General features: G+C 38.0%; 12 protein-coding genes. 7 read left to right on the top strand and 5 right to left on the bottom strand.

Features of this window, described 5'->3' with window-relative positions:
* Positions 1 to 39: 39 nt before the first annotated feature.
* On the bottom strand, positions 40 to 2,199 hold the full coding sequence (locus LT090_RS12585; RefSeq protein WP_068545627.1) for a M3 family metallopeptidase: 2,160 nt from the start codon (positions 2,197 to 2,199) through the stop codon (positions 40 to 42).
* Positions 2,200 to 2,408: 209 nt separating this feature from the next.
* Positions 2,409 to 2,654, bottom strand: a complete 246-nt coding sequence (locus LT090_RS12580; protein WP_068545628.1) for a hypothetical protein — start codon at positions 2,652 to 2,654, stop codon at positions 2,409 to 2,411.
* A gap of 493 nt (positions 2,655 to 3,147) precedes the next feature.
* Between LT090_RS12580 and LT090_RS12575 the strand changes: the two genes are divergently transcribed.
* The 7 genes from LT090_RS12575 (at position 3,148) to LT090_RS12545 (ending at position 8,903) form a co-directional block, all read left to right on the top strand.
* The gene (locus LT090_RS12575) at positions 3,148 to 3,825 is read left to right on the top strand and encodes a TIGR00153 family protein (RefSeq protein WP_068545629.1); all 678 of its coding nucleotides are present in this window, start codon (positions 3,148 to 3,150) and stop codon (positions 3,823 to 3,825) included.
* Positions 3,826 to 3,836: 11 nt separating this feature from the next.
* Positions 3,837 to 5,102 carry an inorganic phosphate transporter gene (locus LT090_RS12570; protein ID WP_068545630.1) on the top strand — a complete coding sequence of 422 codons (1,266 nt, stop codon included), beginning with the start codon at positions 3,837 to 3,839 and terminating at the stop codon, positions 5,100 to 5,102.
* A 189-nt stretch (positions 5,103 to 5,291) separates the two neighbouring features.
* Positions 5,292 to 5,537, top strand: coding sequence for a DUF1161 domain-containing protein (locus tag LT090_RS12565; RefSeq protein WP_068545631.1), 246 nt, complete (start codon positions 5,292 to 5,294; stop codon positions 5,535 to 5,537).
* A gap of 200 nt (positions 5,538 to 5,737) precedes the next feature.
* Positions 5,738 to 6,649, top strand: a complete 912-nt coding sequence (locus LT090_RS12560) for a LysR substrate-binding domain-containing protein (protein WP_068545632.1) — start codon at positions 5,738 to 5,740, stop codon at positions 6,647 to 6,649.
* A gap of 99 nt (positions 6,650 to 6,748) precedes the next feature.
* Positions 6,749 to 7,297 (top strand): RNA polymerase sigma factor, encoded by a 549-nt coding sequence (locus tag LT090_RS12555; protein ID WP_068545633.1) that lies wholly within the window; start codon positions 6,749 to 6,751, stop codon positions 7,295 to 7,297.
* Positions 7,290 to 7,979 (top strand): anti-sigma factor family protein, encoded by a 690-nt coding sequence (locus tag LT090_RS12550; RefSeq protein ID WP_068545634.1) that lies wholly within the window; start codon positions 7,290 to 7,292, stop codon positions 7,977 to 7,979. The genes LT090_RS12555 and LT090_RS12550 overlap by 8 nt, the downstream gene beginning before the upstream one ends.
* A gap of 3 nt (positions 7,980 to 7,982) precedes the next feature.
* The gene (locus LT090_RS12545; RefSeq protein ID WP_068545635.1) at positions 7,983 to 8,903 is read left to right on the top strand and encodes a coiled-coil domain-containing protein; all 921 of its coding nucleotides are present in this window, start codon (positions 7,983 to 7,985) and stop codon (positions 8,901 to 8,903) included.
* Between the two features lie 144 nt (positions 8,904 to 9,047).
* Here the strand turns inward: LT090_RS12545 and LT090_RS12540 are convergent, their stop codons facing one another.
* The 3 genes from LT090_RS12540 to nadK form a co-directional block, all read right to left on the bottom strand.
* On the bottom strand, positions 9,048 to 9,386 hold the full coding sequence (locus LT090_RS12540; RefSeq protein ID WP_068545636.1) for an outer membrane protein assembly factor BamE: 339 nt from the start codon (positions 9,384 to 9,386) through the stop codon (positions 9,048 to 9,050).
* 155 nt (positions 9,387 to 9,541) lie between these two features.
* Complete coding sequence (gene recN / locus LT090_RS12535) at positions 9,542 to 11,212, bottom strand: DNA repair protein RecN (protein WP_068545637.1); 1,671 nt, start codon at positions 11,210 to 11,212, stop codon at positions 9,542 to 9,544.
* A gap of 216 nt (positions 11,213 to 11,428) precedes the next feature.
* Entirely contained in the window at positions 11,429 to 12,310 is an 882-nt protein-coding gene (nadK, locus tag LT090_RS12530; RefSeq protein WP_068545638.1) for an NAD(+) kinase, read from the bottom strand.
* Between the last annotated feature and the right edge of the window lie 164 nt (positions 12,311 to 12,474).

Genomic DNA, 12,474 nt, shown 5'->3' with positions numbered 1-12,474 from the left:
CCCCTTTCGGGGCTTTTTAATATTTAGAAAAAATTCTAATTAGTCTTCGCTCACTAAACCACGTTTCTTAAGTAAGTAAATCGGGTCTGGTTCTTGACCGCGGAAACGTTTGTACATGATCATTGGGTCTTCAGTACCACCTGACTCAAGTACGTTTTTACGGTAGCTATTTGCTGTTTCTGGATCAAAAATGCCTTTTTGAGTGAACACGTTGTAAGTGTCAGCATCAAAGATGTTAGACCAAATATATCCGTAATAACCTGACGAATAACCACCAGCAAAGATATGTGAGAAGTATGTTGAACGGTAACGAGGAACGATTTCGTTAATTAAACCGATTTCTTTCATCGCATCAGCTTCAAACTTATCAGCTTCTTGTAGCTCTGCGGTTTCAAGCGTGTGCCATTTAAGATCAAGAAGTGTTGCAGCCATATACTCAGTTGTTGCAAAACCTTGGTTGAACTTACCTGACGCTTGGATTTTCTCAACGATTTCTGCTGGAATCACTTCGCCAGTTTTGTAGTGCTTAGCAAATACAGCTAATACTTCTGGTTCGGTCATCCAGTTTTCCATTACTTGTGAAGGATATTCAACGTAATCACGTGGTAATGAAGTACCAGTTAATGAACGGTAGTAACCATCAGACAATAAACCTTGAATCGCATGACCAAATTCGTGGAATAACGTTGATGCTTGATCGAACGTTAATAATACTGGCTCATTGTTTACTGGAGCTGGGTAGTTTAATACGTTGTAGATAATTGGCTGAACATTTTCACCATACATTTTGTATTGCTTTCTGAAAGAGCTCATCCATGCACCGCCGCGCTTAGAAGCACGTACATAGAAGTCAGTCATGTAAACACCAATTACAGAACCATCTTTGTCAGTAACTTCATAAGTAGTTACATCAGGGTGGTACTTAGGTAAGTCATCACGTTGAGTGAATTTAACGCCCCAAAGTTTATTGGCAGTATAGAAAACACCTTGCATTGTATTGTTTAATTCAAAGTAAGGTTTTGTAATTGACTCGTCTAGGTCGTATTTTGCTTTACGAACTTTCTCAGAGTAATACCACCAATCCCATGCTTCTAATTTAAAGTCAGCACCTTGTGAATTTGCAAACTCTTGCATATCAGCAACTTCTTGCTTAGCACGATTAAGAGACGGCTCCCAAACACGGTCTAACAGGCCATAAACGTTTTCTGGTGTTTTAGCCATGTTGTTTTCAAGCACGTAATGAGCGTGAGTTTTATAACCTAACACTTGCGCACGTTGGTAACGTAATGATGCTAATTCAGAAGCAATTGCTTTGTTGTCGTTTGCATTATCGTTGTCACCACGGTGAGTGTAGGCGTAGTTTAATTGCTCACGTAATTTACGGTTTGTAGAGTAAGTTAAGAACGGATAAAAGCTTGGACGGTGTGTAGTAAATACCCACTTACCGTCATGGCCACGTTCAGTAGCTGTTGCCGCTGCAGCTGCAATAATGCTGTCAGGTAAACCATCTAAATCTTTTTCGTTATCAATAACTAATTCAAAGCTATTTGTTTCATTCAATAGGTTTTCACCAAATTGAATGTTTAATTTTGAAATTTTTGCATTGAAAGAACGTAATGTTTCTTTATCTGCTTCGTTTAAGTTAGCACCTGAACGAACAAAACCTTTGTAAGACTTTTCTAATAAAGTTGTTTGTTCAGTATTTAGGTTTAAGCTATCTTTTTGCTCGTAAACAGCTTTAACACGTTTGAATAAATCTTCGTTTAAGTTGATGTCATCAGACATTGCTGAGAATTTAGGTGACATTTCTTTCGAAATAGCTTGCATCTCAGGAGTCGACATTGAACCAATTAAACCATAGAAAACATTGGTAGTTTTATCGAGAAGATCGCCGCCTTTTTCCATTGCTTCAATAGTGTTTTCAAATGTTGGAGCATCTGGGTTATTAGTAATCGTAGCGATTTGTTCTTTAACTTGTTCAATACCTTTTTCCATTGCTGGTTTGTAATGCTCAAGTTTGATTTGTTCAAATGGCGGCATGCCAAATGGAGTGTCCCATTCTTGGTAAAAAGGGTTTGTAACTTCAACGCTTACTGACTGTTCTACTTTAGTCGTGTCGTTAGCGTTAGTGTTGCTACCTTCACTACAACCGGCTAAGGCAACAACCAAAGCGATAGGGGTAAGGATACTTACTTTCATTTAATCTTCCCGTTTTTCTAATTTCGGCAGCATAATTGCTATACGAAATTATTGTTAATAAATTTTCGACACCCGTTTTTATAACAAAGTGGCAAGGATGTAAAACTTTTCTGTGCATCTATCATAGTTAAATTGTAACGAAATGCTGCTATTCGTTACGAATTAATTACAAAAGTGTCTACTGAACCGCGAGTTACTCGTCTTGTGTGTTAACTATTATCTAGGTGATTGTCTTGAGTGTTTTCACGTTTAACTAATAAAAAGGTGAGGTACATCTTTGTTGGTAGGGAGAATATTAACCCGAATGCTACGCAGCCAGCACCAATCGCCATACCTGCTGGTCCCATGGTTTCAGGAATACCACTATAAGAGATTACATAGTGACCAAGAAGAAGTAAGCCAATACCAATACCGATACATATTTTTAAAATTAGAATTAATTTTTCGTCATCCATCAATGCACTCCCTATATTTCTTTTTAAATTAACGAATAAGTCGCTCTATAGACAATATAGCCTTGTTTTATATAGGTTAACTTGATGTTAATCAATTTTACTGGTGGTTATATTTCGCTACTGCACAAGTGAATTAAGTCGCTACTTCCCCTTTAAAATGATTTGTTTATACCGTCTTTTGTAATTCTTTTTAGCACTGTAACAAAACTGTCATATTAGCACTTTATAATAGCCGGCGTTTACTAGGGAAACTGATTCTGTTGAAGCTTTAATAGAGAAAAAGAGTAATAAATACTATTAAAGAATGTTCAATAATTCAGCTGGTATGTCGCACTTTTTATATAAAAAGTAGGTTAATTTAATAGTTGTAGTTTAGTTTTTACTTTGACGTTTAAAGACTAAATATTGATATAACGGCCTAATGGCCAGCATGTAAGTATAAATATTACTTACAAAATTTAATCAAGCAGTCTAAATACTGCAGGAAGATAATATGAGTGGAAATTCAATTCTAGGTGTATTTGCAAAATCGCCGTTAAAACCTTTAGAGTTACATATTCGCAAAGTAAATGAATGTGCAGCACTATTACCTTCTTTCTTGGTTGCTACTGAACAGTCTGACTGGGATGAAGCTTCAAATATTCGTACGAACATTTCAACATTGGAAAAAGAAGCCGATGCATTGAAACGTGAAATCCGTAGCGACTTACCTGGTGGGATTTTCATGCCAGTAGAGCGTACCGATGTATTAGAGCTTGTATCGCAGCAAGATAAAATTGCTAACAAGACTAAGGACATTGCGGGCCGAATCTTTGGTCGTCAGCTTGTCATCCCTGCTGCATTGTCGAGTGAATTTAATGCTTATGTAGAACGTTGTCTTGATGCGATCAAACAAGCTGCAGAGGCAATCTACGAATTAGACGATTTATTAGAAACCGGTTTTAGAGGTCGCGAAGTTGATCTTGTTGAAAAAATGATCGTTGAATTAGCGTTAATAGAAGATGACACTGATCGCATGCAAATTACATTGCGTCGCAATTTAATGGCAATAGAAAAAGACATGAATCCAGTTGATGTTATGTTCTTATATCAAATCATTGAGTGGGTTGGTGACTTAGCCGACTTAGCTGAGCGCGTAGGTGCTCGTCTCGAAATCATGCTAGCAAGATAAGGTATTAAGTAATGGATATTTTAGCGAATTACGGCAGCACCTTAGTTATTTTTGCTGCGATTGTTGGTTTTATTATGGCCTGGGGTATTGGTGCAAATGATGTTGCTAATGCGATGGGTACTTCTGTTGGTTCAAAAGCGTTAACCATCAAACAGGCAATCTTAATTGCCATGGTCTTTGAGTTTGCTGGTGCATACCTTGCGGGTGGTGAAGTAACTTCAACCATTCGAAAAGGTATCATTGACGCAAGTTTCTATGTAGATATACCGGAGCAACTTGTATTCGGTATGATTTCAGCACTTCTAGCTGCTGGTGTTTGGCTATTAATTGCTTCTTACATGGGCTGGCCAGTTTCTACTACTCACTCAATTGTTGGTGCCATCATCGGTTTCTCAGCGATAGGTGTTAGTGTAGATACGGTAAACTGGGGCGCTGTACTAGGTATTGTTGGTAGTTGGATTGTCACGCCGTTAATTGCTGGTGTGTTTTCATTCATTATATTTAACAGTGCGCAAAAACTTATCTTTGATACAGATAATCCATTACAGCAAGCGAAAAAGTGGGTACCACTATATATGTTCCTTGCCGGCTTTATCTTGTCTCTTGTTACTATCAAGAAAGGTCTAAAACATGTTGGTCTAGAGCTAGGTGCTGTTGAAGGTTACTTATGGGCAATTGGTGTTGCGATTGTTGTTGCGATAGTAGGTAAGATATTTATTTCTCGCTTGAACTTTAAAGAAAGTAAAAATCGTCGTGCTAACTATATAAACGTTGAAAAAGTATTTGCAGTGTTAATGGTTATCACAGCTTGTTGTATGGCCTTTGCTCACGGTTCAAATGACGTGGCGAACGCAATTGGTCCACTAGCTGCAGTTGTTTCAATTGTTGGTTCAGACGGCGAGATTGCATCTAAAGCGGCTCTTGCATGGTGGATATTACCTCTAGGTGGTTTTGGTATCGTAGCGGGTCTTGCGTTGTTCGGTCATCGCGTTATGGCAACGATTGGTACTGGTATTACTCACCTAACGCCAAGTCGTGGTTTTGCGGCAGAATTAGCGGCGGCATGTACGGTAGTTGTAGCATCTGGTACTGGTCTTCCTATTTCAACGACTCAAACATTAGTTGGTGCTGTTTTAGGTGTAGGTATGGCGCGTGGTATCGCGGCTATCAACTTAGGTGTTGTTCGTAACATCGTTGTTTCATGGGTTGTTACATTACCTGTAGGCGCAGCATTATCAATTATGTTCTTCTGGATGATTAAAGGGGCGTTTAGCTAACCTATAATTCAGAATAAACCTTAATAACCAAGCCGGACACAAAACAGTGTCCGGCTTTTTTATGAGTACTGCTAAAGTTGTTCTCGAGCTTGGAGTTTACAATTTTATAACAAAGTTCCAACACTTCTTTGCAGTTTAATAATTTAGAGGCGTTATTATAGATGCATCTAAACAATTAAGGATTTACCAATGAAAAAACTTATCTCATTATTTACTGCTGCACTTTTATTCTCTGTTTCTGCTCAAGCTGAAGTTAAAGATTGTGATGAATTAGAAGATGAAATTCATACTAAAATTTCGAATAACGGTGTTGAAAATTTTGATTTGATGGTTGTTGACAATGATGAAGTTGACGAGCACGAAGGTTATAAAGTCGTTGGTAGCTGTGAAGCTGGTTCTCAAAAAATCTTATACAAAAACCTATACAAAGGTTAATCACAAGGTTAATCCAAAGGTTAAGAATTTAGTTCGCTAAATTTACCACCACGAATAACAAACCCCAGCATCATGCTGGGGTTTTTGTTTATAGGATTTAATTGCTCACTAACTAATAAAAAAACACTATGAAAATTGGCTTTTATTCAATTTTAGATTAAATTAATTAAACCATAATTAATTACTGATTGAATTTATCGATGAACACCCATTTGCCAAACCTAAAACATTTACAATATCTATTGGCATTAAACGAGCACCAACATTTCCATAAAGCAGCTGAAGCATGCTTTGTCAGTCAGTCAACCTTAAGTAGTGCCATCATTAAGCTCGAGCAATTGTTAGATTGCCAGCTTATTGAGCGCGATCATAAAAGCTTTGTTTTTACCGCTCACGGTAAAGCGGTGGTTAATTTGGCAGAGAAATTGATTTTGGACGCTACCAATTTAGTGGAATTTTCTAAATCTGGTGGTATTGCCAGTAAAGGTCAGATCCACCTTGGCTCAATTCCAACCATCGCGCCTTTTCTGCTAACAGACGTTGTTTCTTTGGCAAGTGAAAAATTACCAGACATTGAGCTTTTTATCACTGAAGCACCCACCGAAACTTTGCTGCAGCAATTAGCCAACGGAGATATTGATGTCGCTATACTTGCGCTGCCTATTGAAGCAAAATATGCAAATCAGTTTAAAGAAACTATGCTGGGACAAGATGCAATTGAATTGGTTGGCGATAAAGTCATTGTCGATTCTGTGCTTGAAAGCGGCAACTTTAAATCATTAGTTAATGGAAGTGTATTCCTGTTATCTGATGAACATTGTTTAAAAGAGCATGCACTGTCAGCATGTAAGCTTGTTGATCAGAAAAAAATCAATCCATTCTTTTCCACCTCAATTGCCACTTTATTGCAAATGACCATCCACCACAAAGGTCTTACTTTTTTACCTAAAATGGCAATAGATAAAGGTATTGCCAGTAATGAGTTTCTATCTGTCGCTCAAATGCCAAATCCTGCCTATAGACAAATCGCAATGCTTGAACGAAAAGGCAGTTTACGTTCTGAAACGTTTACTTTGATTGCCGATTTGATTCAAAATTTGTTTGAAAAATAAATTATTAATCTTTTCAAACTATTTTGAAACTTGTCTCGACTATACCTACAAAGAGACAACAAAAAGCAATGTTGATGAGAATAATAATTAGGAGCCATTTTGTTTGAGCGCAGTGATGAAAAATTAATAGCCAAAGCAATTAAAGGTAATAAAACTGCCTGGATGGAACTGCTTAAACGCTATGAATCACAAATCTATAACTACGCTCTGAGAATGGTTGGTGATAGGGATGATGCCTTAGATTTATTGCAAGATATTTTTGTCGCAGTATTTCGAAACCTTTCTTCTTTTCGCGGTGAAAGTAAATTCAAAACCTGGTTGTTTCGAATAGCACATTACCGTTGCATTGAATACTATCGTCGCAAAAAACCATGGCAAGCACTGGATGACGAACCAGAGCAAGTTGCCGATGAGAAAGATTCTTGTCCGCAATCAGAGTTGATGCAATCACAGCAAGCAGAAAGTTTAATACGTAGTTTACAAATATTACCGGTGAATCAGCGGTTAGTTGTAGAAATGAAATTCTTTCAACAATTTACCTTTGATGAAATAGCAACACAATTAGGTGTTTCTTCTAATACCGTTAAATCACGATTATATAGTGCCTTAGATAAGTTAAAGGTAGAGTTGGAGCTCGATTATGTCTAATTCAGAAAAACAGTTTCAGTTATGGCTCGATGGTAAATTGGATGCAGAACAAGCAGTACAGTTCGAGCAAAGTATTGAAGACAATGCAGAGTTAAAGCAGCGCCTAGCGATGGCAAGGTACCTCGAACAACAGGTTCATTGTATTGCACAAGAGGACGTCCCTGCATGGGATCGAGAGTCTACATTCAGTACTGATAAGAGCCCGTGGTGGCAATGGCAAGGTTTACCAGTATTGTCATTCACATCGTCAGTATTTGCGATTATGTTGGTGATTTTTAATGTGCAGTTCATCTCTACAGAACAAGGCTATGCGGTTAATTTTGGTCATCAAGAACAGCAGACAGCAAAAGATGTAAATACGCTAATAGAACAACAGTTAGGCGACTTTGCTAAAGAGCAGCAAGTGGTAATGACCAATTTCGTCAGCGACTTAAAACAAAGTCAGACGGACAATAATTTAAAACTCGCAAGCTATTTAATGTCCACAACTAGGCAAGAGCGCCAACAGGACATTTCAGCTGTAGTTAAGTTTGTTAACGAGCAAAGAGATGATGACTTGTTAGATCAAAAATTACGGTTACAAAAGCTTGAATATAATCTTCAGACTCAGTCATTTAACACTATGACTAGCCCTGTAACATTACAAAATACTAATTACCCGATAGATAACTCAAAGGAGTAAATAATGAATAATTTTAAGGTAAATACGTTTAAAAATAATTTCTCTAAAGTAGTCGCAACGTCAGTTGCAATAGCTGCAATGATACCTTTTTTGAGTCAAGCACAACAGTTTGAGGATATTCATAAACAGCTCGATATTATGAGTGATATTGTAAAAACATCTGTCGCTAAAAAGGTTACACCACATGGACCATGGTTAAGTAATGTTGAACATACATATCTAGCAGGTCAAGGCGCTGTGTTTACCATGACTAGCCGCGGTTCGATGCGCTCAATTAGCCCTAATATGCCAGTCATGCCAAGAACGCCAGTCGTACCGGTTGCACCCAAAGGTATGGAAGGTTTGTTTGATGAAGAGTTTCAAGCCGAATTAGAAGCGGCGATGGCAGAAGCTGAAGTTGCAATGGAGTTAGCTTATCAGGAGGCTGATATGCAACGTGAACTAAGAGAACAAGAGCGTGAATTAGCATATAAACAACGCGACTTAGCTCGTGCTGAACGTGACTTAAGTTATGAAAAACGACATGCTGAAAAAGAAGAGCTCGCTGAGTATGATAAAAAAATTGAAAAACTTAAGCTAATGCAAAAAGAGATCAAAAAAGAAAGTGAAAAACTTCGTACTAAGAATGCTCAAATGGCAAAAAAGGCGAAGCAAACTAAAGCTGAATTGGAAGCCAAGCAAAAACAATACTTTGCTGATATGGAAACCGATACCACAAGAGTTCTTTGTGACTACGGTGTGAGCTTAAAAGCAATTCCTGATGATGAATATGTAACCTTTATTTTTGTTGGTGGTGGCGAAAAAATGAATAGTCGTGCCACAGACAAAGTGTTAGTTTTTCATAAGTCTGATGTGAAAAGCTGCGCATTAGAAAAAATTGATAGCGCACAATTATTAACAAAAGCAAATGGCTATTATTTTTAATACTGCATTACGCCTTGGCTGTCCAAAGGGCCAGGAAGTATAGAAAAATAAATAAATGACGAAAGCTTAGAAAACAAAAAACCAGCACTATGCTGGTTTTTTTATGTTTGTCCTGGCCATTAGTTGACCTAACAGCAGGTGACTTTATTGAATTGGAATATAGAAACCTTCTTTAATTTCAAAATCACCTTCAGCACTTGCTAGGACTTCTTGCTCAAATCTAAGTGTGAGTCTTTTACGTTTATCAAACTCTTCACCCTTTCCTGATAAAAATTCGTAAACATAATACCAAGTGTCATTATTGAAACTATCTCTGATCACTGGGTTTCCAAGAATATACTTTACTTGTTCTTTAGTCATACCGACTTGTAATTTATCAATTTCTTTTTGTTCCAGGTAATTACCTTGTGGAACATCAATTTTATAAACACAAGCTGAAGTTAAGCTTAGAGCTAATGTTAATATTACTGCGCGAGTTAACATCTCATGATTCCTTTAAATCTAGTTCAAGGATAATAACTAAGCGTTGCACTAGATTAAAGTGTTTTATTGTCTATATGACAAAAATTTTACTAAAACTCGCTTTCTTTGAATCAAAGTGAACTAACTTTGACTCTTTACAGTCTAAAACCTTCGGTTTAAGCCGTTTTTGCGAGTAACTCTTTGGCATTTGCTAAACTGCTTTGGCTAATTTGATCACCAGCTAATAATCTCGCCACTTCGTTTTCACGAGCAACTGCTGATAAATGGCTTACTTGAGTCTGAGTTTGTTTACCGTCGATTAGTTTAGAGACAAACAATTGTTGGTCACCTTTTGCTGCGACTTGCGGTAAGTGAGTAACACAAATTACTTGTGTATTTTGGCCAAGACGCTGCAATTGTTGACCAACTTTCGCCGCTGTTGGGCCGCTAATACCAACATCCACTTCATCAAAAATAAGTACCGGTGTATCGACTTTTTCGGCCAAAATTACTTGAATCGCTAAACTGATGCGAGAAAGCTCTCCACCAGAGGCAACTTTTGCCATTGACTCAAGCGACTGACCAGGGTTCATAGCAACAACAAACTCGATGTTATCTAAACCATACATGGCTGGTTCGCTGCTTTCATTTGTTGTTAACTGCAACTCAAATTTTGCATCTGGCATATTTAATTCATGCATCGCCGATGAGATTTTCTGCGCCAATAGTTTCGCTTGCTTTTGTCTCGATGCGCTAAGTTTAGTTGCTAGTTGTTGGTACTGATGCAGACAATCTTGCAGCTCATTATCAATGTGCTCTAGTCTCATGTCATCATTGGCGATACTGGCTAACTGTGCCGCTAAACCTTTATGGTGTTCGAGCAAATTTTCAGGTTCGATATGATGCTTTCGCGCAAGATTTATTGCAGTAGAGTATCGTTCTTCAATCAACGCGTATTGTTCAGGGTTTATTTCAATACTTTGTTGGTAATGATTTAGATCATTACATGCTTCTTCTAAACTAATTTTTGCTTCTTCTACTAAGCTAGTGATTGCCTTAGCGTTACTATCTATTTCGCTTAATTGTGACAAGCTGTCTAATGATTGCTGTAACGCGCTAATCGCGTTCATCTGTTCATCGTTTGCTAACGTTTGCAGGCTTTGCTCCGATAATATCATCAGTTTTTGAGCATTAGCATGTCGTTTAAAGTCGTTTTCTAATTGGGTAAATTCACCATCTTGGATATTGAATTCATCAAGCTCTTGAACCTGATAGTGCAATAACTGCTGTTCAGCTTGACGTTGTTGTTTTTGTTGTTGAAGAGTCGCTAACTCATTGTTGAGATGACGCCATTGCTTTTGTGCACTTTGTAGCTTAGCTAACATAGGTTGGTGATTTGCATAAGCATCAAGCAAGCGGCGTTGTTCTGTCGATTTTAATAACAATTGGTGATCATGCTGACCATGAATATTGATTAACTTCTCGCCAAGTGTTTTTAGCTGATTTAGTGGCACTGAGTTACCGTTGATATAAGCTCGGGAGCGGCCCTCACAACTAATGACTCGTCGAATAATACATTCATCGTCATTCTGTAGGTCATGGGCATCAAGCCATTGACGAGCGCTTTTGTTATCGGTTACATCAAAGCTTGCGCAAAGTTCTGCCTTGTCACTGCCAGGTCTAACGGTATTAGTTAATGCACGCTCGCCTAAGCAAAGTCCTAACGCATCAATCGCTATCGATTTTCCTGCGCCAGTTTCACCGGTAATTGTCGTCATTCCTTTTTGCCAGTCAACTTCAACGTAACTGACGATAGCGAAATTTTTAATCGTTAAATTAAGTAACATGCACACAACCTTTTGATATACCCATTAGTGGAATAGAAAATACTGTAAATATAACCACTGTTAAAATATACAGTAAAGTTACCAGTGTTATTCAGCTAATGCAAGTTTAATCTTTGCACGGAAAGTGAGTGGCGAAATTAATGGTGTTAAGGTGCTAGCAATACTTAAGTATTCGTGGATGTTATAGAATGTTGTGTGGTGACCAGCAATAAGATTTTAGTAAATCTTATTGCCCCAACTTAATTTATTACGTAACACTTTAAAGTAATTGTGATCGGTTGGGTGGATTAGTCGTAATGTATATTTACTTTTCTTAATAATAATTTCGTCACCTGGCATAACCGCGAGAATGACATGGCCGTCACAACTGACTTGCAGTTCCTCATGGTTTTCTGCTGCGACAACAAGTTTCAATACCGAGTCGCCATCAACGACAATAGGTCTTGACGTTAGTGTGTGGGGAAACATCGGAACCAATGACAAGGCATTCAGTTTTGGCGTCATGATTGGGCCGCCCGCTGACATAGAATAAGCGGTCGAACCGGTAGGTGTTGCTACAATCAAGCCATCAGAGCGTTGAGAAAACATAAAATCATCGTCAATGTATACTTCAAATTCCATCATACTGGCAACTTTACCAGGGTGAAGTACCGCTTCGTTCATCGCACTATTTGAGCTTTTTAGTTGGCCATGGCGATATACTTCAGCAGTGATTAAAAATCGATGTTCAGTTTTATAGTGACCGGCAAGTATCGCTTCTAATGGCTCAATTAAGTTATCCGGAGATAAATCAGTAAGAAAACCCAAGTTGCCACGGTTAACGCCGATAACGCCAATGTCATAGCAAGAAAGCACTCGTGCCGCGCCAAGCATATAACCGTCGCCACCGACGACAATGGCAAGATCTGCTTGTTCGCCAATAGCGGTGATTTCATTACCATAGTGTTCGGCTTTATTTAGAACTTTGGCAACTTTCGCTTCTATCAAAACATGATAGTTATTATCTTCCAAAAAATGATGCAACGCTGCAATGGTCGCAAGTGCGCCATCGTGATCAGGTTTTCCAATTAGGCCTATGGTTTTATACGTTTGCGTCATTTATTGTGCACTAAGTAGTTGATTGTTTTTTATTAATTATGGCAGTTTTACTGTTATTTTACCTATTGTAAAGAGCACTTTTGCGAAATAGTTTAATTTTCTGCTTGAAACCTAGCTTTAAGACCCCATAATTACCACAATTAGAGAATTTAACGTATCTTTTG

It is taken from the genome of Thalassotalea crassostreae (assembly GCF_001831495.1).
Classification (GTDB): domain Bacteria; phylum Pseudomonadota; class Gammaproteobacteria; order Enterobacterales; family Alteromonadaceae; genus Thalassotalea_A; species Thalassotalea_A crassostreae.
This window is presented reverse-complemented; position numbering and strand designations above follow the sequence as displayed.

Coding starts and splice junctions, on each gene's coding strand:
- LT090_RS12585 (WP_068545627.1), bottom strand. CDS start 2,199: ATGAAAGTAAGTATCCTTACCCCTATCGCTTTGGTTGTTGCCTTAGCC.
- LT090_RS12580 (WP_068545628.1), bottom strand. CDS start 2,654: ATGGATGACGAAAAATTAATTCTAATTTTAAAAATATGTATCGGTATT.
- LT090_RS12575 (WP_068545629.1), top strand. CDS start 3,148: ATGAGTGGAAATTCAATTCTAGGTGTATTTGCAAAATCGCCGTTAAAA.
- LT090_RS12570 (WP_068545630.1), top strand. CDS start 3,837: ATGGATATTTTAGCGAATTACGGCAGCACCTTAGTTATTTTTGCTGCG.
- LT090_RS12565 (WP_068545631.1), top strand. CDS start 5,292: ATGAAAAAACTTATCTCATTATTTACTGCTGCACTTTTATTCTCTGTT.
- LT090_RS12560 (WP_068545632.1), top strand. CDS start 5,738: ATGAACACCCATTTGCCAAACCTAAAACATTTACAATATCTATTGGCA.
- LT090_RS12550 (WP_068545634.1), top strand. CDS start 7,290: ATGTCTAATTCAGAAAAACAGTTTCAGTTATGGCTCGATGGTAAATTG.
- LT090_RS12545 (WP_068545635.1), top strand. CDS start 7,983: ATGAATAATTTTAAGGTAAATACGTTTAAAAATAATTTCTCTAAAGTA.
- LT090_RS12540 (WP_068545636.1), bottom strand. CDS start 9,386: ATGTTAACTCGCGCAGTAATATTAACATTAGCTCTAAGCTTAACTTCA.
- recN (WP_068545637.1), bottom strand. CDS start 11,212: ATGTTACTTAATTTAACGATTAAAAATTTCGCTATCGTCAGTTACGTT.
- nadK (WP_068545638.1), bottom strand. CDS start 12,310: ATGACGCAAACGTATAAAACCATAGGCCTAATTGGAAAACCTGATCAC.